25 protein-coding genes are annotated in these 26,417 nt (G+C 60.0%); 8 read left to right on the top strand and 17 right to left on the bottom strand.

The genetic code is table 11. From position 1 onward, the window contains the following. Positions 1-86: 86 nt before the first annotated feature. Entirely contained in the window at positions 87-551 is a 465-nt protein-coding gene (locus tag BLU63_RS03375) for a CopD family protein (RefSeq protein WP_083374886.1), read from the bottom strand. A 99-nt stretch (positions 552-650) separates the two neighbouring features. Here BLU63_RS03375 and dinG point away from each other — a divergent pair, with 99 nt between their 5' ends. From dinG to pdxH, 5 genes are all read left to right on the top strand, one after another. Further along, a complete protein-coding gene (gene dinG / locus BLU63_RS03370) occupies positions 651-2,795 on the top strand; it encodes an ATP-dependent DNA helicase DinG (RefSeq protein ID WP_077749573.1) in 2,145 nt (714 codons plus the stop codon). Between the two features lie 96 nt (positions 2,796-2,891). Further along, positions 2,892-5,402 (top strand): beta-galactosidase, encoded by a 2,511-nt coding sequence (locus BLU63_RS03365; protein ID WP_083374885.1) that lies wholly within the window; start codon positions 2,892-2,894, stop codon positions 5,400-5,402. A 203-nt stretch (positions 5,403-5,605) separates the two neighbouring features. Continuing rightward, positions 5,606-6,751, top strand: a complete 1,146-nt coding sequence (locus BLU63_RS03360) for an EstA family serine hydrolase (RefSeq protein ID WP_010462617.1) — start codon at positions 5,606-5,608, stop codon at positions 6,749-6,751. A 113-nt stretch (positions 6,752-6,864) separates the two neighbouring features. After that, the gene (locus BLU63_RS03355; RefSeq protein ID WP_083374884.1) at positions 6,865-7,971 is read left to right on the top strand and encodes an OmpA family protein; all 1,107 of its coding nucleotides are present in this window, start codon (positions 6,865-6,867) and stop codon (positions 7,969-7,971) included. 24 nt (positions 7,972-7,995) lie between these two features. Continuing rightward, the gene (pdxH, locus tag BLU63_RS03350; protein ID WP_010462613.1) at positions 7,996-8,643 is read left to right on the top strand and encodes a pyridoxamine 5'-phosphate oxidase; all 648 of its coding nucleotides are present in this window, start codon (positions 7,996-7,998) and stop codon (positions 8,641-8,643) included. 5 nt (positions 8,644-8,648) lie between these two features. Here the strand turns inward: pdxH and BLU63_RS03345 are convergent, their stop codons facing one another. Further along, positions 8,649-8,885, bottom strand: coding sequence for a hypothetical protein (locus tag BLU63_RS03345; RefSeq protein WP_077749569.1), 237 nt, complete (start codon positions 8,883-8,885; stop codon positions 8,649-8,651). A 166-nt stretch (positions 8,886-9,051) separates the two neighbouring features. Between BLU63_RS03345 and BLU63_RS03340 the strand changes: the two genes are divergently transcribed. Next, a complete protein-coding gene (locus BLU63_RS03340) occupies positions 9,052-9,516 on the top strand; it encodes an outer membrane lipoprotein (protein ID WP_010462609.1) in 465 nt (154 codons plus the stop codon). A 394-nt stretch (positions 9,517-9,910) separates the two neighbouring features. Here BLU63_RS03340 and BLU63_RS03330 read toward each other — a convergent pair whose 3' ends face one another. From BLU63_RS03330 to nhaA, 3 genes are all read right to left on the bottom strand, one after another. Then, positions 9,911-10,165, bottom strand: a complete 255-nt coding sequence (locus BLU63_RS03330) for a colicin E3-like toxin immunity protein (RefSeq protein WP_083374882.1) — start codon at positions 10,163-10,165, stop codon at positions 9,911-9,913. A 7-nt stretch (positions 10,166-10,172) separates the two neighbouring features. Further along, positions 10,173-11,396 (bottom strand): colicin E3/pyocin S6 family cytotoxin, encoded by a 1,224-nt coding sequence (locus tag BLU63_RS03325; RefSeq protein ID WP_083374881.1) that lies wholly within the window; start codon positions 11,394-11,396, stop codon positions 10,173-10,175. Positions 11,397-11,516: 120 nt separating this feature from the next. Beyond that, the gene (gene nhaA, locus BLU63_RS03320; protein ID WP_083374880.1) at positions 11,517-12,704 is read right to left on the bottom strand and encodes a Na+/H+ antiporter NhaA; all 1,188 of its coding nucleotides are present in this window, start codon (positions 12,702-12,704) and stop codon (positions 11,517-11,519) included. A gap of 237 nt (positions 12,705-12,941) precedes the next feature. On the opposite strand from nhaA, the gene BLU63_RS03315 reads away from it, so the two are divergent. Next, positions 12,942-14,039, top strand: coding sequence for a PLP-dependent cysteine synthase family protein (locus tag BLU63_RS03315; protein WP_174604226.1), 1,098 nt, complete (start codon positions 12,942-12,944; stop codon positions 14,037-14,039). 117 nt (positions 14,040-14,156) lie between these two features. Here BLU63_RS03315 and BLU63_RS03310 read toward each other — a convergent pair whose 3' ends face one another. The 3 genes from BLU63_RS03310 to BLU63_RS03300 form a co-directional block, all read right to left on the bottom strand. Further along, complete coding sequence (locus BLU63_RS03310; RefSeq protein WP_083374878.1) at positions 14,157-15,770, bottom strand: NAD(P)/FAD-dependent oxidoreductase; 1,614 nt, start codon at positions 15,768-15,770, stop codon at positions 14,157-14,159. Positions 15,771-15,864: 94 nt separating this feature from the next. Then, on the bottom strand, positions 15,865-16,518 hold the full coding sequence (locus BLU63_RS03305; protein WP_083374877.1) for a COG3650 family protein: 654 nt from the start codon (positions 16,516-16,518) through the stop codon (positions 15,865-15,867). Between the two features lie 181 nt (positions 16,519-16,699). Further along, positions 16,700-17,299 carry a short chain dehydrogenase gene (locus BLU63_RS03300; RefSeq protein ID WP_083374876.1) on the bottom strand — a complete coding sequence of 200 codons (600 nt, stop codon included), beginning with the start codon at positions 17,297-17,299 and terminating at the stop codon, positions 16,700-16,702. A 105-nt stretch (positions 17,300-17,404) separates the two neighbouring features. On the opposite strand from BLU63_RS03300, the gene BLU63_RS03295 reads away from it, so the two are divergent. Beyond that, positions 17,405-18,319 carry a LysR family transcriptional regulator gene (locus BLU63_RS03295; protein ID WP_010462593.1) on the top strand — a complete coding sequence of 305 codons (915 nt, stop codon included), beginning with the start codon at positions 17,405-17,407 and terminating at the stop codon, positions 18,317-18,319. A 119-nt stretch (positions 18,320-18,438) separates the two neighbouring features. Here the strand turns inward: BLU63_RS03295 and BLU63_RS03290 are convergent, their stop codons facing one another. The 9 genes from BLU63_RS03290 to BLU63_RS03250 form a co-directional block, all read right to left on the bottom strand. Beyond that, entirely contained in the window at positions 18,439-18,933 is a 495-nt protein-coding gene (locus tag BLU63_RS03290; protein ID WP_077749563.1) for a DoxX family protein, read from the bottom strand. Further along, positions 18,930-19,691 (bottom strand): HvfC/BufC N-terminal domain-containing protein, encoded by a 762-nt coding sequence (locus BLU63_RS03285; RefSeq protein ID WP_083377240.1) that lies wholly within the window; start codon positions 19,689-19,691, stop codon positions 18,930-18,932. Before BLU63_RS03285 ends, BLU63_RS03290 begins: the two co-directional genes overlap by 4 nt. Then, positions 19,688-20,542, bottom strand: coding sequence for an MNIO family bufferin maturase (gene bufB / locus BLU63_RS03280; RefSeq protein ID WP_083374875.1), 855 nt, complete (start codon positions 20,540-20,542; stop codon positions 19,688-19,690). Before bufB ends, BLU63_RS03285 begins: the two co-directional genes overlap by 4 nt. 26 nt (positions 20,543-20,568) lie before the next feature. Then, positions 20,569-20,877 carry a BufA1 family periplasmic bufferin-type metallophore gene (locus BLU63_RS03275; RefSeq protein ID WP_010462585.1) on the bottom strand — a complete coding sequence of 103 codons (309 nt, stop codon included), beginning with the start codon at positions 20,875-20,877 and terminating at the stop codon, positions 20,569-20,571. Between the two features lie 300 nt (positions 20,878-21,177). After that, positions 21,178-21,879, bottom strand: a complete 702-nt coding sequence (locus BLU63_RS03270; RefSeq protein WP_083374874.1) for an ABC transporter ATP-binding protein — start codon at positions 21,877-21,879, stop codon at positions 21,178-21,180. Then, positions 21,880-22,647, bottom strand: a complete 768-nt coding sequence (gene livG / locus BLU63_RS03265) for a high-affinity branched-chain amino acid ABC transporter ATP-binding protein LivG (RefSeq protein ID WP_010462581.1) — start codon at positions 22,645-22,647, stop codon at positions 21,880-21,882. It lies immediately after the preceding gene. Beyond that, positions 22,644-23,900, bottom strand: coding sequence for a high-affinity branched-chain amino acid ABC transporter permease LivM (locus tag BLU63_RS03260; protein WP_010462580.1), 1,257 nt, complete (start codon positions 23,898-23,900; stop codon positions 22,644-22,646). The genes livG and BLU63_RS03260 overlap by 4 nt, the downstream gene beginning before the upstream one ends. Next, positions 23,897-24,820 carry a high-affinity branched-chain amino acid ABC transporter permease LivH gene (livH, locus tag BLU63_RS03255; RefSeq protein WP_010462578.1) on the bottom strand — a complete coding sequence of 308 codons (924 nt, stop codon included), beginning with the start codon at positions 24,818-24,820 and terminating at the stop codon, positions 23,897-23,899. The genes BLU63_RS03260 and livH overlap by 4 nt, the downstream gene beginning before the upstream one ends. A gap of 232 nt (positions 24,821-25,052) precedes the next feature. Beyond that, positions 25,053-26,180, bottom strand: a complete 1,128-nt coding sequence (locus BLU63_RS03250) for a branched-chain amino acid ABC transporter substrate-binding protein (protein ID WP_010462576.1) — start codon at positions 26,178-26,180, stop codon at positions 25,053-25,055. Positions 26,181-26,417 lie beyond the last annotated feature (237 nt).

Below are 26,417 nucleotides of genomic sequence, written 5' to 3'. Positions count from 1 at the left end.
CCGCTGGACTGCGCAGCAGTCCTATTTTGGGGCCGCTTCGCAACCCAGCGGGAGCAAGCTCCCTCGCCACAGTTGTACTGTTTGCTTTAGAACATCGGTCTGGCCGCAGCAATCGCCACCAGCACCAACCCGACAATCAAATTGATCCCCACCAACTTGCGAATCTTCCCAAGCGTCGCAGCCCCGGTCGGCCAATCCTGTGCGCCCACCGCCGTGCGCAACTCTGGCAGCAGCAACGCTTGAATCCGGATAAACAGCGCGGTCATCACCACATACAAGCCCATCATCACCTGCACATACCGCGGCGCCGCCTCAAACCCGGCGTATTGCAGATGAATCATGCCCACGCCACTGATCGGCAACAGCACGACCGCGACCCAGACCCAGCGGAAAAAACCTTGAAACACTTCCACCCACAGCTTCAAACGGGCAGGCCCCTCCAGCGCCTTCATCGCTGCAGGCCGCAAGACCATCCAGGCGAAAAACATACCGCCGACCCACACCAGGGCGGACAGGACGTGCAGGGTGTAAACGATGCCAAAAGGTGTCATTGAGGTACTCCGTTCTGCGCGGGATTAATTAGCGGGGTATGATAGCGGCCCATACGAACCACTGAAAATTTATCCAGCGTTTTTTGCGCCCGACAATCCATGATCAGCACCGAACTCAAAACCACGATCCAGGGCGCCTACTCGCGTTTTCTTGAAGCCAAGAGCCTCAAACCACGCTACGGCCAACGCCTGATGATCGCCGAAATTGCCAAAGTCCTCGGTGACATCGACACCGACGACGAAGGCCGGCGCAGTGGCGACCCCGCGATTGTCGCGGTGGAAGCCGGCACCGGTACCGGTAAAACCGTGGCCTACAGCCTGGCGGCGATACCCACCGCCAAGGCCGCGGGCAAACGCCTGGTCATCGCCACGGCCACCGTGGCCCTGCAAGAGCAGATCGTCTACAAGGATTTGCCCGACCTGATGCGCAACAGCGGTCTGAATTTCAGCTTCGCCCTGGCCAAGGGGCGCGGGCGCTACATGTGCCTGTCCAAGCTCGACATGTTGCTCCAGGAAGGTCACGCGCAAACCGCCACGGCTCAGCTGTTCGAAGAAGAAGGTTTCAAGATCGAGGTCGATGAGGCCAGTCAGAAGCTCTTCACCAGCATGATCGAGAAGCTCGCCGGCAATAAATGGGACGGCGACCGCGACAGTTGGTCCACCGCCCTGGAAGACGCCGACTGGGCGCGCCTGACCACCGATCACAGCCAGTGTACTAACCGTCATTGCCCCAACTTCGGCCAGTGCGCCTTCTACAAGGCCCGCGAAGGCATGGGCAAGGTTGACGTGATTGTCACCAACCACGACATGGTCCTGGCAGACCTGGCGTTGGGCGGCGGCGCCGTGCTGCCGGACCCGCGCGATACCATTTACGTATTCGACGAAGGCCACCACCTGCCGGACAAGGCCATCGGCCATTTCGCCCACTACACGCGCCTGCGTTCCACCGCCGACTGGCTGGAAACCACCGCCAAGAACCTCACCAAACTACTGGCCCAGCATCCGCTGCCGGGTGACCTGGGCAAGTTGATCGAGCAGGTGCCGGAGCTGGCTCGCGAGATCAAGACCCAGCAGCAGTTCATGTTCACCGCGTGCGAGCAAGTGGCCGATTTCAAACCCGGCGAAGACGTCGAAGGCCGCGAACGGCCGCGTCACCGTTTCGTCGGCGGGGTGATTCCCGAGCACATGCGTGAAATGGGCGTCGAGCTGAAGAAGGGCTATGCCCGTCTGACCGACCTGTTCACCCGGCTCACCGAACTGCTCAAGGAAGGCATGGACGGCGAGGTCAATATCGGCATCGCCAGCAACCAGGCCGAAGAGTGGTATCCGCTGTTCGGCAGCCTGTTGTCCCGTTCTTCGGGCAACTGGGAATTGTGGGTCGCGTTCACCGCTGAAGACCCGGAAGACAACCCGCCCATGGCCCGCTGGCTGACCCTGGCCGAAAGCGGTTCGCTGTTCGACATCGAGGTCAACGCCAGCCCGATCCTCGCCGCGGAAATGCTCCGGCGCAACCTGTGGAATGTCGCTTATGGCGCACTGGTGACTTCGGCGACCCTGACCGCTCTCGGCACCTTCGACCGTTTCCGCATGCGTGCCGGCCTGCCAAAAAAAGCCGTGACTGCCGTGGTCCCGAGCCCGTTCCATCACGCCGACGCCGGTGTGTTGCGGGTGCCGGACCTGAAAGCCGACCCGCGTGACGCACCGGCCCACACCGCCGCGATCATCCGTGACTTGCCAGCCTTGGTGGAAGGTTCGCGCGGCACCCTGGTGCTGTTCTCCTCGCGCAAACAGATGCAGGACGTGTTCGACGGCCTGGACCGTGACTGGCGCAAGCAAGTGTTCATTCAAGGCAACCTGTCGAAACAGGAAACCCTGAACAAGCACAAGGCGCGTGTTGATGGCGGAGACTCCAGCGTGCTGTTCGGCCTGGCGAGTTTTGCCGAAGGGGTCGACTTGCCCGGTGCGTATTGCGAGCACGTGGTGATCGCGAAGATTCCGTTCTCGGTGCCCGACGACCCGGTCGAAGCGGCCCTGGCCGAATGGATTGAAGCCCGTGGCGGCAATCCGTTCATGGAAATCTCCGTGCCCGACGCTTCGCTGAAACTGGTCCAGGCCTGCGGCCGCTTGCTGCGTACCGAAGAAGACCGCGGCACCATTACCCTGCTGGATCGACGTCTGGTCACCCAGCGTTACGGCAAAGCAATCCTCAACGCATTGCCGCCATTCCGTCGCGAAATTTCCTGAAACACCGGTGGGCTTTTTTGCCCACCGCGTTGTCTATCGTTCAGCCACCACCTTTCCATTGGCCCATTGAGGGTCGTTCGGGAGAAACACGTTCCTATGATTCGCTGTTCGTTGCCTGCTGTTTTCGCCCTGATGTTCGCAGCCCCTTTGCTGGCAGCCCCTGCCGGCCAACAGACGCTGTTCAACTTTGTGCGCCCCGCCGATGTGGTCCAGGTGGCAACTCAGGATGCCAGCCTGCCGCAATCCAATGCGGAGCAAACGGCCGAAGGTGAAGTGCTGCGTCGGGTGACGTTCAACCCGGTGGCGCAACCGACCTTGCGTCTGACCCCGCAAACCGGCGCCTGGGACTGGTCCCAGTCAGGTGTCATGAGCTTGCGCATTCAGAGCGCGATGGACTGGGCCGTGACCCTGTACGTGAAAATCCAGAGCAACGATGGCAAGACCCTGATCAGTCGTGTCGACTTGCCCGCCGGACCGGCGCAGACCCTGTTGGTGCCGCTGCAACCGAGTTCGCCGCTGAGCCAGGGCATGAAGGCCGGGCCGCCGATGCCGATGACGTTTGACGGCCAACGGGTATTGCTGGCCAGCAGCGCCGGTGAGCTGGATCGCAGCCAGGTGGTGTCGGTGACGTTGTCGATGGATCAGCCGAAAGTAGCCCAAAGTATCCTGCTTGAGCGTTTCGGCGTGCAGGACGGTGAAGCGGTGACCAAGGCGGCATACGGCGGCCTGGTGGACGCCTACGGTCAATCGACCCGGGCCAAATGGCCGGAGAAGGTCGGTAGCGATGAGCAACTGAAAAGCGCCGCCGCCAAAGAACAGCAACAAACCAGAACCTGGCTCGCCGAGCGTCAGAAGTTGTCCCTGGACAAGTTCGGCGGCTGGAACAAAGGCCCGACGTTCAAGGCCAGCGGTTTTTTCCGCACGGAAAAACGTGACGGTCGCTGGTACCTGGTGACTCCGGAAGGGCATCCGTTCTATTCGTTGGGGGTCAATACCGTTACCCCGAACGTCAACCAGACCTACATCGCCGGCCGCGAGTGGATGTTTGAATCCCTGCCAAAACCGGAAGAACCCTTGGCCAGTCATTATGGCGAAGGCGACAACCGTGGTGGCAACGGCGCCGATCAGGGCCGTGGTTATAACGCCGGTCGCTGGTACGATTTCTATGGCGCTAACTTGCAGCGCCTGTACGGCGAACCGTGCGCGCTGGGCAGCGACACCAAGGCTGGTGTCGCCGAAGCGGCCAAGGCTGATGCGGTCGAGGCCACGACCGACAAGGCCGCCGAGCAACCTGTCGCACCTACGACTGCCGAATCCGGCGTCGCCGAAGCCGCCAAGACCGGCGCGGAGGAAGCGACCGTCGCCAAAGCCGTCGAGCAAAAACCTGCTGAACCCTGCAAAGCCGTGGTTGATGAACAACGCTGGGCCAGCCATACCCTGGACCGCCTGCAGGCCTGGGGTTTCAACACGGTCGGCAACTGGAGCGCTCCGGCGCTGGCCAATGCTGACCGTGTGCCGTACACCTTGCCGCTGTCGATCGTCGGCGATTACGCCAGCATCAGCACCGGCACCGATTGGTGGGGCGGCATGCCCGACCCGTTCGACCCACGCTTCGCCATGGCCACCGAACGCGCCGTGGCCATCGCCGCCCGTGACCATCGCGACGATCCCTGGCTGATCGGTTACTTCGCCGACAACGAACTGGCCTGGGCCGGCCCCGGCGACGATCCGAAAGCCCGTTACGCACTGGCCTACGGCACCTTGAAAATGACCACCGACGTGCCGGCCAAACGGGCGTTTCTCAAGCAATTGCGCGACAAGTACCGCAATCAGGCCGGCCTTTCCAAGGCGTGGGGCATCGACTTGCCGGCCTGGGAATTGATGGAAGACCCGGGTTTCGTGCCGCCGCTGCCGAGCGCCGAACACCCGGAAATCGAAGCTGATTTCAAATACTTCCAGAAGGTCTTCGCCGATACCTACTTCAAGACCCTTTCCGATTCGCTCAAGTGGCACGCACCGAACCAGTTGCTGCTGGGCGGTCGCTTCGCCACCAGCACCCCGGAAGCCGTTGAGTCCTGCGCCCAGTATTGCGACGTACTGAGCTTCAACATGTACACCCTGCAACCGCAAGACGGCTATGACTTCGCCAAATTGCGCAGCCTGGACAAACCGGTGCTGATCACCGAGTTCAACTTCGGCTCCGCTGATCGCGGTCCTTTCTGGGGCGGCGTGACGCAGTTGGCCAAGGAAGAAGACCGTGGCCCGGCTTATGCCAACTTCCTCAAACAGGCGTTGAGCGAACCGTCGATTGTCGGCGTGCACTGGTTCCAGTACCTCGATCAACCGGTGACCGGACGTCTGCTGGATGGCGAGAACGGTCACTTTGGCCTGGTGGGCATTACCGATCTGCCGTTCCAGGGCTTTGTCGACAGCGTGCGCAAGAGCAACCTGGCGACCGTTGACCAGTTGGGCAAGGAGGCTGAGAAGGCCAAGGCTGCAGCAAATAAAGCCGCCCATGAAGGCGAGGGCGGTAAAAAAGGTGATGCGGGCAAAGGCGTGGGGCAAGGTGCGGACCATGCCGGTGGCCATTCGGCCAACGGTCACTGAGCCCTGCTCGACCGCGTTATCGTTCTTCGCGAGCAGGCTCGCTCCCACCATGGTGCTGCGTGATCCCTGGGGAGCGAGCCTGACGACAAATTTCTGATCCAATCCATGGGCAACCGACCGCCCGGCTCACGCCTGTTCCCAAAACCTTCAATGGCTGGAACAATGCGGGCCACTTTGTAGAACGATAGTCCGGGGAGTTGCGGGTGCAGATTCAGGGTCATTACGAGCTTAAGTTCGAAGCAGTACGCGAAGCGTTCGCGGCGCTGTTCGACGATCCTCAGGAACGTGGTGCGGCGTTGTGCATCCGGGTCGGTGGCGAAACCGTCCTCGACCTCTGGGCCGGTACCGCCGACAAGGATGGCCTTGAAGCCTGGCACAGCGACACTATCGCCAACCTGTTCTCCTGCACCAAGACCTTCACTGCCGTCACCGCCCTGCAATTGGTGGCCGAAGGCAAGCTGCAACTGGATGCCCCGGTGGCGCGCTACTGGCCCGAATTCGCCGCCGCCGGCAAAGACTCCGTCACCTTGCGCCAGTTGCTCTGCCATCAGGCCGGTCTGCCGGCACTGCGCGAGTTGCTGGCACCCGAAGCGCTCTACGACTGGTACACCATGGTCGATGCCCTTGCTGCCGAAACGCCGTGGTGGACACCGGGCGAAGGCCACGGTTACGCGGCAATCACCTATGGCTGGCTGGTGGGCGAGTTGCTGCGCCGTGCCGACGGTCGTGGGCCGGGCTCATCGATTGTGGCGCGGGTCGCCAAGCCGTTAGGGCTGGATTTCCATGTGGGCCTGGCGGACGAAGAGTTCCATCGCGTGGCGCACATCGCCCGCGGCAAGGGCAACGTTGGCGATGCGGCGGCCCAGCGCTTGCTGCAAGTGACTATGCGCGAGCCGACCGCCATGACCACCCGGGCCTTCACTAACCCGCCGTCGATCATGACCAGCACCAACAAACCCGAATGGCGCCGGATGCAACAACCCGCCGCCAATGGCCACGGTAACGCCCGTAGCCTTGCTGGTTTCTACGCCGGCCTGCTTGATGGCAGCCTGCTGGAAAGCGAAATGCTCGAGGAGCTGACCCGCGAACACAGCCTTGGCGAAGACAAGACTTTATTGACCCGGACCCGTTTTGGCCTGGGTTGCATGCTTGATCAACCGGACGTTCCCAATGCGACTTACGGCCTCGGCCCGCGGGCATTCGGCCATCCGGGCGCTGGCGGCTCCATCGGTTTTGCTGACCCGGAACATGATGTGGCCTTCGGATTTGTGACAAATACACTGGGGCCTTACGTCTTGATGGATCCGCGCGCGCAGAAGCTTGCGCGGGTACTGGCCACTTGTCTGTAATACGCACTCTCGGGCTCCAGGGCCGGAACCCGAAGGCCATTATGGTTTCCAACCGTCTGTTTATCCGGTCACGCCGGCCTGATTTTTTATGATTTCATTTTTGTGGATATCCAATGTCATTCAATAAAACCACCCTTGCCTTGGCCCTGTGTGTCGCGATCACCGGTTGTGCACAGACCCCACAAAATGATTCGGATGGCAGCAGCTGGTGGCCGTTCGGCTCCTCCGACAAAGTCGCGGCGAAAGAGCCGGCTCCGGCCCCGACCCCAGCCCCTTTGAAAACGGCCGCCGCGGCTCCAGTGACCAAAGCTGAAAGTTCCAACCCTTGGTACTGGCCGTTCGGCTCCGATGAAGCGCTCGACAAAAAGCCGGAAGTAAAACCCGAAGCCAAGCCTGTCGAAGTGGCCAAGGCTGAAGCTGAAGCCGGTGGAAAGTGGTGGTGGCCGTTCGGGGGTAAAGATCAACCCACCGCCAAAGCCGTGCCGATGCCGGATCCTAAAGTCACTCAAGCCTGGCTCGACGACTACGAGCCGCGCCTGCGTGAAGCGATCAAGGACAGCAATCTGCAACTTGAGCGTCGTGAAAACGTATTGGTCGTGACCGCGCCGGTAGAAGGCTCGTTCAACCCGGACCGTCCGGCCATGTTGCTGCCCGTGACCCTAGGCCCGTTCACTCGCGTCGCGAAAATCCTGGAAGTCGATCCTAAGACCGCCGTCCTGGTACTGGGTCACAGTGATACCTCGGGCGCCGCACCGGCCAACGTCAAACTGAGCCAGGAGCGTGCGCAAGCCGTCGCTGCGATCTTCCGCCTCAGCGGTTTGCAGCGTGATCGCCTGATGCTGCGCGGCATGGGCGGTGAAGCCCCTCGTGCAGCCAACGACAGCAACGAAGGTCGCGCCTTGAACCGTCGTGTGGAATTGCTGGTGACTCCGCAAAACACCATGGTCGCGTTGCTGAGCAAGTACAACATGCCGGCTCCGGCGCCCGTTCGCCTGGTCGCTGCCCAGGACGTCAAGCCAGTGGTCAAGCCTGTCACGCCTGCACCTGCGGCGAAAAAAGCGGCTGTGCCTGCTGCGAAAAAAGCCCCGGCCAAGAAAGCCGCCAAGGCTCCAGCCAAGAAGACACCGGCTAAAACCGCGACCCCGGCGAAAAAGACTGCCCCAGCAAAAGCCGCAGTGGCTGACAAGAAAGTCGCCGCTGCCGATGCTGCAAAGAAGTGATTCGTTAACCAAAAGGAATGCGCCATGACCCAGGGCCTGGCTGATATGCGTCGCGACTACACCCGTGACGGTCTGACCGAGGCGCAAGCCCCGGCCGAGCCGTTCGGACTGTTCCATCAGTGGTTTGCGGACGCGGTGAAAACCGAGCAACCGCCGGTGGAGGCCAATGCCATGACCCTGGCCACCGTCGATCAGGACGGTCGGCCGCATTGCCGCATTCTGCTGCTCAAGGGCCTGGACGAAGAGGGTTTCACCTTCTTCACCAACTACGACAGCGCCAAAGGCCAGCATCTGGCGGCAAACCCGTTCGCCGCCATGACGTTTTTCTGGCCGACCCTGGAGCGCCAGGTGCGCATCGAAGGGCGGGTGGTGAAGGTTACGGCTGAAGAGTCCGACGCCTATTTCCAGGTCCGCCCGCTGGGCAGTCGTCTCGGTGCCTGGGCTTCGCCCCAGAGCCGGGTGATCGCCGATCGTGCTGAACTGGAAGCGCTGCTCAAGAACACCGAGCAACGTTTCAGCGACACTCAACCGCACTGCCCGGAACATTGGGGCGGTTACCGCTTGCTACCCGAGCGCATCGAGTTCTGGCAAGGCCGTCCGAGCCGCCTGCACGATCGCCTCAACTACCGTTTGCAAGGCGCCGACTGGATTCTTGAACGTCTGGCACCTTAAGCAGTCTACCGATCGGGATAGCCTGCCGCAGCGGCTTCAAGCCACTGGGGCAGGTCCCGGCGCTTGATCTTCTGCGCCTGAGCGCTTGCCAGTTGCTCGAGCATGAACGCTTTTTTCTGCTCGTCTTTACCCGCCAGCGCCAACGCCAGATCGCGGTCCATCCAGCGCTTGATCCGCACGTACAGCCACCAGTGGAAGTACAAACCGGCGACCGTGGTGACAACAATGATGAAGTAATCCATGAAAATCCTTGGGTCAGTGGGGCAGGTTTTTCGGTTTGCCGCTACTGTGTGGTGAGTTCCGAGGCGCCTGTACCGAGCCTGAATGAAACCAATTTTATCCGGGCGATGCCGTGACAGACGTCAAGCTGCGGAGTTTAATGAATACTTGTCCTTTGGAGTTGATGCTATGCGTAAGTCTGTTCTGCTGGTTGCTTCCTTTTCCACGATGGCGATGTTGCTCACCGGCTGCCAATCGAGCCTGACCGGTGACTCCTATTCCCGTGACGAAGCGCGTCGTGTGCAGACCGTTCGCATGGGCACCATCGAATCCTTGCGTCCGGTGAAAATCGAAGGCACCAAGACCCCGATCGGCGGCGCAGCGGGCGCAGTGGTCGGCGGTGTCGGCGGTAGCGCCATCGGCGGCGGTAAAGGCAGCATCGTCGCTGCGGTCATCGGCGCCGTGGCGGGCGGCCTGCTCGGTTCAGCCACTGAAGAAGGCCTGACCCGCACCCAAGGCGTGGAAATCACCGTCCGTGAAGACGACGGCAGCATGCGCGCCTATGTGCAGCAGGTTCAGGAGAATGAAGTGTTCCGCGTGGGCGAGCGGGTACGGATTGCGACTGTTGACGGTACGAGCCGCGTTACGCACTAAGCGGGAACGAGCGGTAAAAGAAAACCCTGATCAGGTGACTGGTCGGGGTTTTGTTTTTTGAGGGGGGCAGGATGGCGGGTGCGGAAAGACGTTCTATGAGAACTGGTTTTCAATAGTGTTAGTCGTGTGAAGTCAGAAACAATTCGAGATCTTTAGGTAGCTCCATTGCGCACGCTTTTTCTATACCGAGGACTTGTTGGTCGGTTAGCCGGTAATCATGCAACGGGTCTTCGTCATTCGCCCATCCCATGATGAATTTGAGCTCAGTGGTGGCAATGGGGATCTGTTTCTCGAATGAAGGAAAGTCTTCTCCTTTCGGAACTCCCATAATTAGATGTTTCATGGCTTTTTTGATGGATAGTCATTTATCGGATAAAAAACGATTTGGGCACTCTCACCATTCTTTCCGATATCGAAACGCAATCTGGTAGTCAAAAGCGGAAATATCAATTTGATGGTTGAACAGAGGCTGAATCTCTGGAATCCAAGCAACCAACACATCGAATCCACCATCGTAAATCTCGCTTTCCGCCATCAAGCCCAACGCGGCGATTATTGAACCGTCATCGCCAAGGTCGGCGGAGTATTCCTTTCCGTCCGCTATTTCCGTTTCCTTGTCGTACCAGTCCAATCTGACTTTCAGTCCCATGTAGTCCTCACAGATACTTTTTAATGCTTCGGTTTTTTTTTGGTGGATCTATTTGTTCACCAGTTTTGTGATCGAACGAGCCAAGATGACTTCCATCGCTTGCACGATAGGCTTCTAGCTCTCCATGCAAAGAGTCCCATTCATAGATGGTTCGGCCTTTGTTATCAATCCAACGTTCTCGAAGGCCTCCGCCTCCTTGCCGTGGCGTTTTCTTCTTCGCTTCGCGCAAGCCTGAAAATCCGGTGATTTCTTCTGTTTCGGGCGCGGAGTGATAGTCATGATCGGGGTTAGGAAGTTTTCGTCCTGAAGCACTAACCACGATGTAGACCGGTTGCACCCCCGACCCCACCGGAAACACAAGAATGAAATCCTTGTAATCAGGCGGATACACCGGATTCACAATAATCCCGTCAGCCGCTTTCGTCGGCGGATACACCCAAATATGCGGCGCTCGTGGAGCAGCCTCCAGCGCCGGAATCCCGAGAATGTCCGAACCATCCACTGCCGGTGTCCAGATCAGCTCAACCCCATCCCCTAGATCCGCCACCTGCTGACTGTCGCGCAAGGTGAACTGCACAACATCAACCATTTCCCAACCGCGGTTCTTGCCGGTGTAGAAGCCATAACCCTTGAGACGGCCATCCGCCTGTTGCTCGACCTGCAAGCGAACGCGGGTCCTGGCCTGTTTCAGAGCGCGCAACTGATCTTCGGTATACAGCGCGCTGTCGCCCAGGCTTGGCGTCCAGAACAGCGCGATCACCGTAGCCAGCGCGGTGGCCCCGGCGGCGCCGATTGCGGCCACCGGAGCCGCGAGCGTCGGAGCACTCAGGGCGAGTCGGCCAATGCCGAGCGAGAGCGTACTGCCGCTGATGGTTTCGAGATTCAGCAGCCCGGCATCGTCCGCTTCGCGGGCACCCAGCCAGGCGACTTCCCCGTAATCCTTGAGGCTGTCGGTAGGTACCATGCCCGAAGGATTCGAGTAGTCGATGATGGCGTCCGGCAGTTTGCAGGACTTGGCGAAGACGCAACCGGCACGAACCGATTCGTCCCTTTTGGGGGCGATCTCACGACTGAGCTCGAAGGCCTCTTGCCTGGCGAGCATGGCGTCGTAAGTGTTTTGTCGGGCGTCCCGCTCGGCCAGTTCGGAGGCCGTCATGAAGCGGTGAGTGACGTGGTGTCCGTCGCCGGACGGTGGGTTTTTAACCCGGGGGATATCCTTGTTTCCAGCCATTGATCTTCCTTGCGCTCGCACATCGACAGCCCCGGATAAGGGGCTGTGCGACGTTAACGAACGAGGTCAAACGTGGCTGTAGGACGAATCCTGATTGTCGTTAAGAGGGTTCTCTTTCGCTCAGGATGGCAGCGCGGTGCGCTTGCGGCTCGCTACCGCTGTCACCGCGTAACCGATCAATGCCGCCAGAATCGAACCGGTCAAAATACCCATCCGGTCCATTCCGGCGTATTCACTGACACCCGGCTCGAAGGCCAGGGAACCGACAAACAGGCTCATGGTGAAGCCGATACCACAGAGGATCGCGACACCCAGCACCTGGCCCCAGTTGGCGCCTTGGGGCAGGGCGGCGATGCCGATTTTCACGGCCAGCCAAGTCAGGCCGAACACACCGACGGTTTTGCCCAGCAGCAGGCCCACCGCAATGCCCATCGGCACGTGGTGAGTGAAGCTTTCCATGGTCACGCCGCTGAGCGACAGGCCGGCGTTGGCGAAGGCGAACAGCGGCAGAATGCCGTAGGCCACCCAGGGATGCAGGGCGTGTTCGAGGGTCAGCAGCGGTGACGGTTCGGCATTTTTTGTGCGCAAGGGAATGCAGAACGCCAGGGTCACACCAGCCAGCGTCGCGTGGACGCCGCTCTTGAGCACGCAGACCCAGAGGATCAAACCGATGATCATGTACGGCCCGAGCTTGACCACGCCGAGCCGGTTCATCGCGATCAAGGCGACGATGCACGACGCAGCCAATGCCAGCGAAAGTGTCGACAGTGTGCCGGAGTAGAAGATCGCAATGACGATAATGGCGCCGAGGTCGTCAATGATCGCGAGGGTCATCAGGAACAGTTTCAGCGACACCGGCACGCGCTTGCCTAGCAGGGCGAGAACGCCGAGGGCGAAGGCGATGTCGGTGGCCATCGGGATGGCCCAGCCACTCAGGGCTGCCGGGTTGTCACGATTGAGGAACCAGTAGAGGAGTGCCGGAACGACCATGCCGCCAATCGCTGCCGCGCCGGGCAGGACGATCTGCGAAGGTTTCGACAGCTGGCCGTCGAGGACTTCGCGCTTCACTTCCAGGCCGATCAGCAGGAAAAACAGGGCCATCAGGCCGTCGTTGATCCACAGCAGCGCCGGTTTGGCGATTTGCAGCGCACCGATCTGCGCCACCACCGGCGTGTCGAGGAAACTGCTGTACAGCCACGACAACGGGGAGTTGTTGATGATCAAAGCCAGGGCTGCCGCGGCGATCAATAACAGACCGCTGGCAGCTTCCAACTGAAAGAAACGCGTGAAAGTGCTACGCAGAGGCAAGGTCGCTCTCCATCGAAAAATCAAAAAGGTGGCACACCCTAACCCGTACCGTTGGTTGTTAAAACAAAAGTTATATTCTTTTTTGTTATATACCGTTACAACGCGAGGGGTTGGCACGGAGATGAGCCTAGCAGTTGCCAAACGTATTGGGCCTCAGCTGTATCTGTGCGTGGCGTGGGATTTTTCCTAAGCTTATGGGCTGAGCCTTGCACGAAGGCCGACTCAACGAGAAAAACCATCATGAGCGACAACCGACAGTGGGCCCGCGAAGCCATCCGGATCATCGAAGCCGACTTCCAGCGCAGCGCCGACACCCACCTGATCCCTTTGCCGCTCCCGGGGTTTGCGGGCATCGAGCTGTACTTCAAGGACGAGTCCAGCCATCCCACCGGCAGCCTCAAGCACCGGCTGGCGCGCTCGTTGTTCCTCTATGCTTTGTGCAACGGCTGGCTCAAACCCGGCGCGCCGGTGATTGAAGCGTCCAGCGGTTCGACGGCGATTTCCGAGGCTTACTTCGCCAGGTTGCTGGGCTTGCCGTTCATTGCGGTGATGCCGGCGACCACGTCCAAAGAGAAGATCGCGCAGATCGCGTTCTACGGCGGCAAGAGTCATCTGGTCGACGATCCGACGCAGATCTACGCCGAGTCCGAGCGCCTGGCCCGCGAACATGACGGGCATTTCATCGACCAGTTCACCTATGCCGAACGCGCCACTGACTGGCGGGCGAACAACAACATCGCCGAGTCGATCTTCCAGCAAATGCGTTTTGAACGGTACCCGGAGCCGAGCTGGCTGATTTCCAGCCCCGGCACCGGCGGCACCACCGCGACGCTGGGTCGATACGTGCGTTATCGCCAGCATTGCACCCGCGTGTTGTGCGCCGATGCCGAGCGTTCGGTGTTCTTCGATTTCTACCAGACGGGGGATGCCAGCCTGCGACTGGACCATGGTTCTCGGATTGAAGGCATTGGCCGGCCACGGGTCGAGGCGTCGTTTCTGCCCAAGGTGATCGATGCGATGGTCAAGGTGCCGGACGCGTTGTCGCTGGCGGCCATGCATTACCTGGCGCAACATTTGGGACGGCGTGTCGGCGGGTCGAGCGGGACCAACCTGATCGGTGCCTTGATGGCGGCCGGGCAGATGGCAGCGGCGGGGGAGTCGGGGTCGATCGTGGCGATTCTGTGCGACGGCGGCGAGCGGTATGAGACCAGCTATTACGACCAGGATTGGCTCAAGGCCCAAGGGTATGAGTTGAGTGGGTTGATGGAGGTTGTGGCGGGGAGTGTCGAGCGCGGTGAACCGCTTCCCGCCAACGTTTTACGCGCGAATATCTGATACCACCCCCCCCTGTAGGAGCGAGGCTTGCCCGCGAAGAGGTTAACGCGGTCTTCCTAAAAGACCGCATTATCGTTCTTCGCGGGCAAGCCTCGCTCCTACAAGTGGGGTGTTGCTTCAGGCTTCCAGGCCGAGGATGTCGCGGGCCACGGCTTCGGCGATCCGAATCCCGTCGACACCCGCCGACAGAATCCCGCCCGCATAACCCGCGCCTTCACCCGCCGGGAACAGACCTTTCACGTTCAGGCTCTGCATCGACTCGTTGCGGGTAATGCGCAGCGGCGACGAGGTGCGCGTCTCGATCCCGGTCAACACCGCGTCATGCAGCGAGTAACCGCGAATCTGCTTTTCGAACGCCGGCAGAGCTTCACGAATGGCTTCAATGGCAAACGCGGGCAGAGCCAGCGCCAGATCACCCAAGGCAACACCCGGTTTATAGGACGGTTCTACGCTGCCCAACTCGGTGGACGGCTTGCCGGCGATGAAGTCACCGACCAACTGCGCCGGGGCTTCGTAGTTGCTGCCGCCCAACACGTAAGCGTGGGATTCCAGGCGTTCCTGCAACTCGATACCCGCCAGCGGGCCGCCCGGGTAATCGACTTCCGGGGTGATCCCGACGACGATCCCGGAGTTGGCATTACGCTCGTTACGCGAGTATTGGCTCATGCCGTTAGTGACCACGCGGCCCGGCTCGGATGTCGCCGCTACCACGGTGCCGCCCGGACACATGCAGAAGCTGTACACCGCGCGACCGTTCTTGGCGTGGTGCACCAGTTTGTAGTCTGCCGCCCCGAGTTTCGGGTGGCCGGCGTACTTGCCCAGGCGTGCGCGGTCGATCAGCGACTGCGGGTGCTCGATGCGGAAGCCCACCGAGAACGGCTTGGCTTCCATGAACACGCCACGGCTGTGAAGCATGCGGAAGGTGTCCCGGGCGCTGTGGCCCAAGGCAAGAATCACGTGTTTCGAATGAATCTGTTCGCCACCATTGAGCTCGACGCCGACCAGTTGGCCGTCCTCGATCAACACGTCGGTGACCCGCTGCTGGAAGCGCACTTCGCCGCCCAGCGCGCGAATCTGCTCGCGCATGTTTTCCACGACGCCGGTCAGTCGGAACGTACCGATGTGCGGTTTGCTGACGTAGAGGATTTCTTCCGGGGCGCCGGCCTTGACGAACTCGTGCAGGACTTTGCGACCGATGAATTTCGGGTCCTTGATCTGGCTATAGAGCTTGCCGTCGGAGAATGTCCCCGCGCCGCCCTCGCCAAACTGCACGTTGGATTCAGGGTTGAGTACGCTTTTGCGCCACAGGCCCCAGGTGTCTTTGGTGCGCTGACGCACTTCGGTGCCGCGTTCGAGGATGATCGGCTTGAAGCCCATTTGCGCCAGCAGCAGCCCGGCGAAAATCCCGCACGGACCAAAACCCACGACGACAGGACGTTGTTCAAGATCCGCCGGCGCCTGGCCGACCACTTTGTAGCTGACATCCGGCGCCACGTTGACGTTACGGTCATCGGCGAACTTGTGCAGCAACGCGGCCTCATCCCTGGCGGTGAGGTCGATGGTGTAGATGAAGCACAGTTCAGAGGACTTTTTGCGCGCATCGTAGCTGCGCTTGAACAAGGTGAAATCGAGCAGGTCATCGCTGGCGATGCCCAGGCGCTGCACGATGGCAGGGCGCAGGTCTTCATCGGGATGGTCGATCGGCAACTTGAGTTCGGTGATTCGTAACATGACAGGATCCGGTTCGCGGGGCGCACAACTGCGCCAAGGCGTTTGAAGGCGGCGATTATAAGCCCCAAACGCCGGTCCCGTGAGGCAAAAACGATCAGTCGTTACGCGAGCCGCCGAAATACCCGCAACCGCGTTGCACCTGACCATCGATGCGCAGCTCGGCGCTCATGTGCTGGACGCTGCCGGTGGTGCTGTCGACGCAACGTTGCGGCGCGACCCACAGTTCGATGTGCTGGTTATTGGCTTCGGTGCTGAGATTGAAACGGCCATCGCCCAGCTGTTCTTCAACATAGGGCACGGCCAGGGGCGCCTGGCCGGCACGGTCGATAACCATGCCTTTGCCGCTGACCTTGACGTTCCACTCTGGCGAGTGGCCGGCGGCGCGCAGGATCAGCAATTTGAAATTGGGATCGTCGCAGGCGGCGCCGGAGCGTTCGACGCGGTACAGCTGTTCAAGATCAAGGCGACTGTCGACGATTTGCCCACGCACGTCGGCGAACAGCTTGCCCTGGGCATCGGCGAGGGCCGCGGCCTCTTGCAAGACGCTGGTGCCACCGCTGTCATTGACCACATAACTGCGCTGTTCATTGCACGGCTGGAACAGCAACTTGCCGTCCGCTGCCGTCAACTGGCCCTGCAGGCGGGTCTGGCCCACGTGGGAGGCGCTTTCACGCGGGCCATCAAACAATTGGCAGGCGGCAAACAGCGGAAGCAGGGCGACAAGGACTAAGGAACGGGCAACACGCATCTTTGGCTCTCCAGACAAGTGCCGCCACGTTACGCAGCCTGACCGTTCATCACAACCCCAGCGATGTTCGATCTCCTGTAGGAGCGAAGCTTGCTCGCGAAGGGGCCAGTGCATCCAGCATCGTCATGAATGACAGAACGCTTTCGCGAGCAAGCTTCGCTCCTACAGTGAGGGTGGTGTGTCAGCCGACGTGAAAGGTCTGGCCGGTCTGTAGGCCCTCTACGCTTTTGGCGTAGGCCAATGCCACATCCGCTGCGGGAACCGGCTTGTAGCCCCGGAAGTACGGCGCGTAACTGCCCATGGCTTCGAGCAGAACGGTCGGGCTGATCGAGTTCACCCGCAAGCCGCGGGGCAGTTCGATGGCCGCCGCACGCACGAAGCTGTCGAGCGCGCCGTTGACCAATGCCGCCGAGGCGCCGCTGCGAATCGGGTCGTGGCTGAGCACGCCAGTGGTCAAGGTGAACGAGGCGCCGTCATTGGCGAATTCACGGCCGATCAGCAGCAGGTTGACCTGGCCCATCAGCTTGTCTTTCAAGCCCAGCGCAAAGCTTTCTTCGCTCATTTCATCCAGCGGTGCAAAGGTCACGTTGCCGGCAGCGCAGACCAGCGCATCGAATTTACCGGTTTGCTCGAACAGCTTGCGGATCGAGGCGCTGTCGCTGATATCCACATTGAAGTCGCCGCTGTTACGGCCGATGCGAATGATGTCGTGGCGCTGGGACAGTTCCTTGTCGACCGCTGAACCGATGGTGCCACCTGCGCCTATCAAAAGAATTTTCATCGTGCTGTTCCTCGAAGTGGTTGAACGAGGTTGCAGTCTAGAGTGGTTTTTTCCATTGATAAGCGCGCTAATAGGCAACCTTTGGTTTTCAAATGGAAACAATCCATGAGCGAGATGGATGATCTGGCGGCGTTCGCGGTGTTGATCGAAGCGGGCAGTTTCACCCTGGCGGCGCAGCAATTGGGCTGCAGCAAGGGACAGTTGTCCAAGCGCATCAGCTTGCTGGAAACACGGTTCTCCGTTGTCTTGCTGCAACGCACCACCCGCCGTTTGAGTTTGACGGCGGCGGGCGCGGCGCTGTTGCCTCAAGCCCAGGCGCTGGTGGTTCAAGTCGAGAAGGCGCGTCAGGCGTTGGCGCGGTTGAAGGACGACATGGCCGGGCCGGTGCGCATGACGGTTCCGGTCTCGCTGGGGGAAACCTTCTTCGATGGCTTGTTGCTGGAATTTTCCCGCCAATATCCCGAGGTGCAGATCGAGTTGGACCTCAACAACAGCTTTCACGATTTGTCCCGAGACGGTTTTGACCTGGCCATCCGCTCCGAAGTGGCCAATGACCAACGCTTGGTCGCGCGTCCTCTGCTGGCCTGGCACGAAATGACCTGCGCCAGCCCGGCCTATCTCGAACAGTACGGTGAGCCGCAGACGCCCCAGGCGTTGGCCGACCATCGCTGTCTGCTCAACAGCCATTACAGCGGTCGCGAAGAATGGCTGTATCACCAGCAGCACGAGTTGCTGCGGGTGCGAGTGTCGGGTCCGTTTGCCAGCAATCACTACAGCCTGTTGAAAAAAGCAGCGCTGGCAGGGGCCGGCATTGCGCGGTTGCCTTCCTACCTGCTGCAAACGGAATTGGCTGACGGGCGATTGCGCTGGCTCCTGCGTGATTATCAGACGCGGAGCATGCCGATGTACCTGGTGCATCCGTATCAGGGCGGACTGCCCAAACGCACGCAGGTGTTGGCGGACTACTTGATTGATTGGTTTAAACGCAGCGGCGAGGCATTGGCGCGTCTTCAGCAATAGCCGCCCACATCCACCCCTTGTAGGAGTGAGCCTGCTCGCGATAGCGGTGTGACATTCAGCATTGATGTTGACTGACACAGCGCTATCGCGAGCAGGCTCACTCCCACAGGGGAAGATGTTTACCGGGCGAAATGGCGGGCGATCAGATGATCGATCGACAATTTCCCCGGCCCGGTCGCCATCAGGTACAGCAACACCGCCGCCCAAGTGCCATGGGTCGGGTAGGCGTCGGGGTACACGAACAGTTGAATGGTCAGGGTCATGCCCAGCAAGGCCAGCGCCGAAAATCGCGTGGCGAAGCCGATCAGGATCAGCATCGGGAAGACATGCTCGGCGAAGGCGGCCAGGTGCGCCGCCAGTTCCGGGGACAGCAATGGCACGTGGTACTCGCTCTGGAACAGCGGGATGGTCGAGTCCGCCAGATGCGGCACGCCAAGCTGGAAGGAGCCGTCAAACAGGTCGATGGCCAGGCCTTCGACCTTGGTTTGCCCGGACTTCCAGAACACCGCCGCAATCGAGAAGCGCGCGATAAAGGCGATCAGACTGCGGGGAATCATCTCCAGTAACGCGATGGCGCGAACGATGGGGTTCTGTGATTCGGTCCGGATGTTCATGGCGATACCTTGTTGTTATGCAAGTGAGTGATGGCGTTGCGGCTGATCAGCAGCGCCAGGGTTTGGCTGAGGTCGAAGGCGGGGGCGGCTTCCAGCGCCTGCATCAGTGACTGGCCGTTTTGCAGATACTGGATGAACGCGCTGGCACCTTGATCGATGGCGAATACTTCAACGTCCAGGCCATTACGTAACACCAGCGCGTGTTGTCCCTGGCTCAGGTCAATCCCCGCCAGCGTTGTTTCCTGTTGATGCGCCGCCCAGATCGCCACCACCGCGAAGGCAGAACTCAACAGGTTGAGGGAGGGATGAAGTTCGACGGTGAGCTCGCTCAGGGCTTGCGGGTCGGCCAGTGCTGCGGCGATCTGCTCATGCTCCAGGGGCTGCGCATCGGCCGCGTGATACGCGATGACGCGCAGGCGCTCCAATCGGGCGACATCGGCCAGATAAGGCACGCTGGCGGCGGGCGCAAAGCCTTCGATGAAGGCTGCGAAATCGTGCCCGTAGTCATTCATCAACGGGCTGCGGGGCGGGGAGCCTTGCACATGAACACCGGCCATGGCCCGGAAGAATTCATCGCCGACCAATTGCACAACCACGGGGTAACTGTCCGCCAACGCGTTGATCAGCGAGGCCTGCACATTGTTGCGATACACCGCGAAACGGCTGGCCGGATCGGCGCCATTGACGCTGAGTAATCCGTCAGGGCAGGGCCGCTCCGGATCAAGCAGGGCGGCGGCGAAATCGGCGTGATTGCTCATGACCGGACCTCGGCGCATCGCAACAACTCATCGGCCTGACGCGCTTCGGCGTGTAATACGCCGAAGGCTGGCACCTGATTGTCGCGTTCGATCAGCGTTGCTACTGGTCCGACACGCTCCAGCACTTGCACGTACAGCGCCCACACGGCGTTGTCGATGGGCGCGCCGTGATCGTCGATCAACAGACGGTCACCGAGGCTGTCGGTGTCTTCGGCAAATCCGGCCAGATGAATCTCGCCGACGGCATGAAGGGGCAGGGCATCGATGTAGGCCACAGGATCGCGTTGATGATTGATGCTCGACACGTAAACGTTGTTCACGTCCAGCAACAGCCCGCAGCCTGTGCGGCGAATGACTTCGCTGATGAAGTCGGCCTCATCGATTGTCGAGCGTTGGAACGCCAGGTACGTCGCCGGGTTCTCCAGCAGCATTGGGCGTTTGAGTGTGGTTTGCACCTGATCGATGTGTTCGCAGACGCGGTTCAACGTCGCGTTGTCGTAGGCCAGTGGCAGCAAGTCGTTGAGGAACACCGGGCCATGGCTTGACCAGGCCAGGTGTTCGGAAAAGGAGTGGGGTTGGTAGCGCTCGATCAGCTCGGCAAGGCGTTGCAGGTGTTGAACATCCAGCGGACCTTCGGCACCGATGGACAGGCCAACGCCATGCAGCGACAGCGGATACTGCTCGCGGATCAACCCCAGGTAATGATGAAAAGGGCCGCCGGCCACCATGTAGTTTTCGGCGTGGACTTCGAAGAAGCCGATGTCCGGCTTTGAACCGAGCACTTCACGCAAGTGCCCGGTCTTGAGCCCCAGCCCGGCGCGGGGCGGGAGCCCGAACAGTGAATTGTTCATGGTCGACACTCAGGCTGGGAGGCGGATCAGGCTTTGGCTTTGAAGGCTTCCATCTGACCGAAACCGGTCGGCGAGGTTTTGCTTTCGGTGGTGGCGCAAGTGCCTTTCGGAACGAGTTTCCAGGCGTTTGCCTGGTGGTCCATCTTGGCAGTACCGGCGCAGGTGGTGCCTGCACCTGCGGCGCAATCGTTATGACCTTTCATGGCCACGCCGAAGCATTTTTCCATGTTGCTGTTGTCGGCGGCCTGGACGGTGGAGACAGCGGCCATGCTCAGCGCAGAACCAAGGGCCAGAACGAGGGCGGTGGCGGACAGGGTGCGGGTGGTAGCAGTCATGATGTTTCTCCGTTGTTTGAGTTTTGGTAAGCCGCGTGTGTGCTGGCTTACCCCTCTAGAGAGAGGTCATCGCGATGCGTTACAGCCCAGTGCAAAACTTTTTTAAAAATCTCAAAACACCACCGACCCCTTGTGGGAGTGAGCCTGCTCGCGATAGCTGTTTCGCCTTCAACGGTTTTGTTGACTGACACTCCGCTATCGCGAGCAGGTTCGCTCCCACAGGGGGTCTTTATTGCCGTGAAGGTTTATGGCGGGCACAAAAAAACGGCCCGAAGGCCGTTTTTTGTTTACCGCAATTGCTTAGCCGCCGAGATACGCTTCGCGCACTTTCGGATCAGTCAGCAGTGCTTCCCCCGTGCCGGTCATCACCACCCGGCCGTTCTCCAGAACGTAGGCACGGTCGGCAATTTTCAGCGCCTGGTTGGCGTTCTGCTCTACCAGAAACACCGTCACGCCATCCTTGCGCAGCTGTTCGATGATGTCGAAGATCTGCTGGATGATGATCGGTGCCAGGCCCAACGATGGCTCGTCCAGCAGCAGCAGCTTGGGTTTGCTCATCAGCGCACGGCCGATGGCGAGCATTTGCTGTTCGCCGCCGGACATGGTGCCGCCGCGTTGGGCAAAGCGTTCTTTCAGGCGTGGGAAAAGTCCGAGAACCTTGTCCATCTGTTCCTGATAATCGCCCTTGTTGGTAAAGAATCCGCCCATGGACAGGTTCTCTTCCACGGTCAGGCGGGCGAACACTCGACGACCTTCCGGCACGACCGCAATGCTTTTACGCATGATCTGCGACGAGTCCTGGCCGACGAGCTCTTCACCCATGTAGCGGATGCTGCCGCTGTGGGCTTGCGGCGAACCGCAGAGGGTCATCAGCAAGGTCGACTTGCCGGCACCGTTGGCGCCGATCAGGGTCACGATCTCGCCCTGGCGGACTTCAACGTTGACGCTGTGCAGCGCCTGGATCTTGCCGTAGAAGGTGGAAACGTTTTCAAATTGCAGCATTTACGCTTCCCCCAGGTAGGCTTTGATCACTTCAGGATTGTCGCGGATCTGTTCCGGCGTGCCGTCGGCCAGAGGCGTGCCCTGGTTGATCACGACGATGTGGTCGGAAATGCTCATGACCAGTTTCATGTCGTGTTCGATCAGCAGCACGGTGACGTTGTGCTCTTCACGCAGCATGCTGATCAGCGCCTTGAGGTCCTCGGTTTCCTTCGGGTTCAGGCCGGCGGCCGGTTCGTCGAGCATGAGGATCCGCGGGCGGGTCATCATGCAGCGAGCGATTTCCAGACGGCGTTGCTGACCGTAGGCCAGGGTGCCGGCCGGGCGGTTGGCGAACTGCGTGAGGTTGACCTTGTCCAGCCAGAACTCGGCAAACTCCATGGCCTCGCGTTCGCTTTTGCGGAATGCCGGGGTCTTGAACAGACCAGACAGGAAGTTGGTGTTCAGATGACGGTGTTGCGCGATCAAGAGGTTCTCGACCGCGGTCATGTCCTTGAACAACCGCACGTTCTGGAAGGTGCGCACCACGCCTTTGAGGGCGATCTTGTGGCCTGGCAGGCCTTCGATCGGCTCGCCGTCCAGCAGGATGCTGCCGCCACTCGGCTTGTAAAAACCGGTCAGGCAGTTGAACACCGTGGTTTTGCCGGCGCCGTTAGGGCCGATCAGTGCAACCACCTGTTTTTCCTTCACGGTCAGGGCCACGCCGTTGACCGCCAGCAAGCCGCCGAAGCGCATGCTCAGATTTTCGACTTTAAGGATCTCGCGGCTCATTTGCGCAGCTCCATGTGAGGACGTTGCATGGGCAGCAGGCCTTGAGGACGCCAGATCATCATCAGCACCATCAAGGCGCCGAACATCAACATGCGGTACTCACTGAACTCACGCATCATTTCCGGCAGCAGGATCATCACCACGGCCGCGAGGATCACACCCAACTGCGAGCCCATGCCACCCAATACGACGATGGCGAGGATGATCGCCGACTCGATGAAGGTGAACGACTCCGGTGTCACCAGGCCCTGACGGGCAGCGAAGAAACTGCCGGCGAAACCTGCGAAGGCGGCGCCCAGGGTGAAGGCGGAAAGCTTGATGACCGTAGGATTCAGACCCAGCGCACGGCAGGCGATCTCGTCTTCACGCAACGCTTCCCACGCACGGCCGATCGGCATGCGCAGCAAACGGTTGATCACGAACAGCGCAGCCAGGGCCAGCAACAGTGCAACCAGGTAGAGGAAAATCACCTTGTTGATCGAGTTATAGGCCAGGCCGAAGTACTCGTGGAACGTCTGCATGCCTTCTGCCGCTTTGCGCTCGAAGGTGAGCCCGAAGAACGTCGGCTTCTCGATGTTGCTGATGCCGTTCGGGCCACCAGTGATATCGGTGAGGTTACGCAGGAACAGACGGATGATTTCACCAAAGCCCAGGGTCACGATCGCCAGGTAGTCGCCGCGCAGACGCAGTACCGGGAAGCCGAGCAGGAAACCGAAAGTGGCCGCCATCAGGCCGGCGATCGGCAGACAGATCCAGAAGCCCAGACCCAGATAGTGCGACAGCAATGCATAGCTGTACGCCCCGACGGCATAGAAGCCGACGTAACCCAGGTCGAGCAGGCCGGCCAGGCCGACCACGATGTTCAGGCCGAGGCCGAGCATCACGTAGATCAGCACCAGCGTGGCGATATCCACCGCACCACGAGAGCCGAAGAACGGCCAGACCAGGGCACCGGCGATCAGCGCAATGATGATCCAGCGTTGGGTGGTCGGCAGGGTCAGGAAGTTACTGGCCTTGGCCGGAATCAGCGGCATGTTTGGCGACGAGCGCCAGGCCGAGCTGATCTGTTGATCGAACAGCACCCGCAGGAACATCAGCACCGAGCACACCGCGATAGTGATCAGTGTGGCGCTGCTGGTGCCGTGCACTTCGAGGTGGATGCCGACGATGGTCAGTTTCAGACCCAGTACCGGGTAGGCCACGGCCCACACCAGCAAAGCACTGAACAGTGCCTGTTTAAGATTCCTAGTCATACTTTTTCAACCTCCGGACGGCCAAGGATGCCGGTCGGCCGGAACAACAGAACCAGAACCAACAAGCCGAAAGCCACGACGTCCTTGTACTGGTCGCCGAAGATATCGGCACCAAAGGCTTCCGCCACCCCTAATACCAGCCCGCCGAGCATGGCTCCCGGGATGCTGCCGATACCGCCCAGTACCGCTGCGGTGAACGCCTTGAGTCCAACGAGGAACCCGGCGTTCGGGTTGATCACACCGTATTGCATGCTCAACAAGACGGCCGCGATGGCCGCCAATGCGGCACCGATGACGAAGGTCAGGGCGATGATGTTGTTGGTATTGATGCCCAGCAAGTTGGCCATCTTGATGTCTTCGGCACAGGCGCGGCAGGCACGTCCGAGACGAGAGCGGGAGATGAACATTGTCAAGCCGAGCATGGCGACGAAGGTCACCACGAATACCACGATTTGCATGTAGGAAATCAGCACTTCATGTGCGCCACCTGGCCCGAAGGTGAAGCTGCCGGGGATCAGGTTGGCTATGGATTTGTCCTTGGAGTCTTGCGCCAACAGAACCGTGTTCTGCAGGAAGATCGACATGCCGATGGCGGAAATCAGCGGGATCAGACGGTTGCTGCCGCGCAAAGGGCGGTAGGCGACGCGTTCGATGCTGTAACCGTAGGCACTGGTCACGACGATGGTCGCGATGAAAGCAGCGGTAATCAACAGCGGAACGCTGTCGAGTCCCAGCATGGCCAACCCGGCGATGGCGATGAACGCCACGTAGGAGCCGATCATGTACACCTCGCCGTGGGCGAAGTTGATCATTCCAATGATGCCGTAAACCATCGTATAGCCGATGGCGATCAGGGCATACGTACTGCCAATGGTCAGGCCATTAACCAGCTGTTGGAGGAAGTGATAGATGTCAGGCATTACAGCGCTCCTAAAAACCTGATACGCATTTCACTGGTGGAGTCATTTTCCCGCTCGAGCCCCGTGGATCTGCATCCACTTCGAACGCGAGGTTTGCCAGCGAACCGCTGATGACGGTTTTGAGATTTTCAGGTGGGGAGACTGGCGGATCACGCCAGCGCGGCCCAATACATTCGTAAAACAAAGCCCACGGCACGCCGTGGGCTTTATTGGCAGTCAGTCAGGCAACGCCTTACTGAGGCTTGGCTTCAGTTTTTGGTTTGCCGAAGTGCCACTCGTAAACCACAAATTTGAAGTCTTTCAGGTCGCCCTTGTCGTCGAAGCTCAGGTCGCCGGTAGGCGTCTTGAAGGTGCCTGCGTGGATGGCAGCAGCCACTTTGGCAGTGTCTTCGGACTTGGCGGCCTTGATGCCTTCGGCAATCACTTCCACAGCCGAGTAGGCCGGGAACACGAACGGACCGCTCGGGTCTTCTTTCTTCGCTTTGAACGCATCAGCCAGGGCGATGTTGGCCGGATCCTGGTCGAAGGATTTCGGCAGCGTCACCAGCAGACCTTCCGAAGCTTTCTGAGCGATCTGCGAGATCGAGTCGTTACCCACGCCTTCCGGACCCATGAACTTGGCTTTCAGGCCTTTTTCATCTGCCTGGCGCAGGATCAGACCCAGCTCAGGGTGGTAGCCACCGTAGTAAACGAAGTCGACGTTGGCTTGCTTGAGTTTCTGGATGATCGACGAGAAGTCCTTGTCGCCGGCGTTGATGCCTTCGAACACGGCAACCTTGGTGCCTTTTTTCTCGAGGGTTTGTTTAACGGCGGTGGCGATGCCTTCACCGTATTGCTGTTTGTCGTGCAGGACAGCAACGATCTTCGGTTTTACGAAGTCGGCGATGTAGTTACCGGCGGCAGGGCCTTGGGCGCTGTCCAGACCGATGGTGCGGAACACCATTTTGTAACCACGGGCGGTGATGTCCGGGCTGGTGGCAGCCGGGGTGATCATGATCACGCCTTCGTCTTCGTAAATGTCCGAAGCCGGTTGGGTGGAGCTGGAGCACAGGTGACCGACTACGAACTTGACTCCGTCGTTGACGACTTTGTTCGCGACCGCTACCGCTTGTTTTGGATCACAGGCGTCATCGTATTCAACGGCTTCGAGTTTCTTGCCGTCTACGCCGCCTTTGGCGTTGATCTGTTCGATGGCCATTTTGGCGCCACTGAACTGCATGTCGCCGTATTGGGCTACAGGGCCGGTTTTAGGGCCGGCGATGCCGATCTTGATGGTGTCAGCTGCGAACGAATGGCTGGCAACCCCGGCCAGAACCATAGCGGCAAACAGTTTGGAAATCTGCTTAGTAGCCTTAGTCATAGTGCTCCACTCTTACTGTTGTAGTTTTTATAGTCCTGGCGCCGTAGCAGCAGAACCGGGTCAGATATCTTCGATATCCTCCGGAAAATGCCCCCGACAACTGTACCGGTACAGTGTAGAGCGCCAATTGTTAGCCTGGGAAGCTGGCGCCGGGGGGCAAAACCTGAGGGTGTCGCTTAATTGAAAGAAAAAGACAGAATAGCGGCGGGATGTTAGCTGGCTAATTGCTTGATTCAG

It is taken from the genome of Pseudomonas mandelii, from assembly GCF_900106065.1.
GTDB lineage: Bacteria > Pseudomonadota > Gammaproteobacteria > Pseudomonadales > Pseudomonadaceae > Aquipseudomonas > Aquipseudomonas mandelii.
This window is presented reverse-complemented; position numbering and strand designations above follow the sequence as displayed.

Bases quoted from the DNA above. Each gene is read 5' to 3' on its own strand.
- BLU63_RS03375 (WP_083374886.1), bottom strand. From the start codon at position 551: ATGACACCTTTTGGCATCGTTTACACCCTGCACGTCCTGTCCGCCCTG.
- dinG (WP_077749573.1), top strand. From the start codon at position 651: ATGATCAGCACCGAACTCAAAACCACGATCCAGGGCGCCTACTCGCGT.
- BLU63_RS03365 (WP_083374885.1), top strand. From the start codon at position 2,892: ATGATTCGCTGTTCGTTGCCTGCTGTTTTCGCCCTGATGTTCGCAGCC.
- BLU63_RS03355 (WP_083374884.1), top strand. From the start codon at position 6,865: ATGTCATTCAATAAAACCACCCTTGCCTTGGCCCTGTGTGTCGCGATC.
- pdxH (WP_010462613.1), top strand. From the start codon at position 7,996: ATGACCCAGGGCCTGGCTGATATGCGTCGCGACTACACCCGTGACGGT.
- BLU63_RS03345 (WP_077749569.1), bottom strand. From the start codon at position 8,885: ATGGATTACTTCATCATTGTTGTCACCACGGTCGCCGGTTTGTACTTC.
- BLU63_RS03340 (WP_010462609.1), top strand. From the start codon at position 9,052: ATGCGTAAGTCTGTTCTGCTGGTTGCTTCCTTTTCCACGATGGCGATG.
- BLU63_RS03330 (WP_083374882.1), bottom strand. From the start codon at position 10,165: ATGGGACTGAAAGTCAGATTGGACTGGTACGACAAGGAAACGGAAATA.
- BLU63_RS03325 (WP_083374881.1), bottom strand. From the start codon at position 11,396: ATGGCTGGAAACAAGGATATCCCCCGGGTTAAAAACCCACCGTCCGGC.
- BLU63_RS03310 (WP_083374878.1), bottom strand. From the start codon at position 15,770: ATGTTACGAATCACCGAACTCAAGTTGCCGATCGACCATCCCGATGAA.
- BLU63_RS03305 (WP_083374877.1), bottom strand. From the start codon at position 16,518: ATGCGTGTTGCCCGTTCCTTAGTCCTTGTCGCCCTGCTTCCGCTGTTT.
- BLU63_RS03300 (WP_083374876.1), bottom strand. From the start codon at position 17,299: ATGAAAATTCTTTTGATAGGCGCAGGTGGCACCATCGGTTCAGCGGTC.
- BLU63_RS03295 (WP_010462593.1), top strand. From the start codon at position 17,405: ATGAGCGAGATGGATGATCTGGCGGCGTTCGCGGTGTTGATCGAAGCG.
- BLU63_RS03290 (WP_077749563.1), bottom strand. From the start codon at position 18,933: ATGAACATCCGGACCGAATCACAGAACCCCATCGTTCGCGCCATCGCG.
- BLU63_RS03285 (WP_083377240.1), bottom strand. From the start codon at position 19,691: ATGAGCAATCACGCCGATTTCGCCGCCGCCCTGCTTGATCCGGAGCGG.
- bufB (WP_083374875.1), bottom strand. From the start codon at position 20,542: ATGAACAATTCACTGTTCGGGCTCCCGCCCCGCGCCGGGCTGGGGCTC.
- BLU63_RS03275 (WP_010462585.1), bottom strand. From the start codon at position 20,877: ATGACTGCTACCACCCGCACCCTGTCCGCCACCGCCCTCGTTCTGGCC.
- BLU63_RS03270 (WP_083374874.1), bottom strand. From the start codon at position 21,879: ATGCTGCAATTTGAAAACGTTTCCACCTTCTACGGCAAGATCCAGGCG.
- livG (WP_010462581.1), bottom strand. From the start codon at position 22,647: ATGAGCCGCGAGATCCTTAAAGTCGAAAATCTGAGCATGCGCTTCGGC.
- BLU63_RS03260 (WP_010462580.1), bottom strand. From the start codon at position 23,900: ATGACTAGGAATCTTAAACAGGCACTGTTCAGTGCTTTGCTGGTGTGG.
- livH (WP_010462578.1), bottom strand. From the start codon at position 24,820: ATGCCTGACATCTATCACTTCCTCCAACAGCTGGTTAATGGCCTGACC.
- BLU63_RS03250 (WP_010462576.1), bottom strand. From the start codon at position 26,180: ATGACTAAGGCTACTAAGCAGATTTCCAAACTGTTTGCCGCTATGGTT.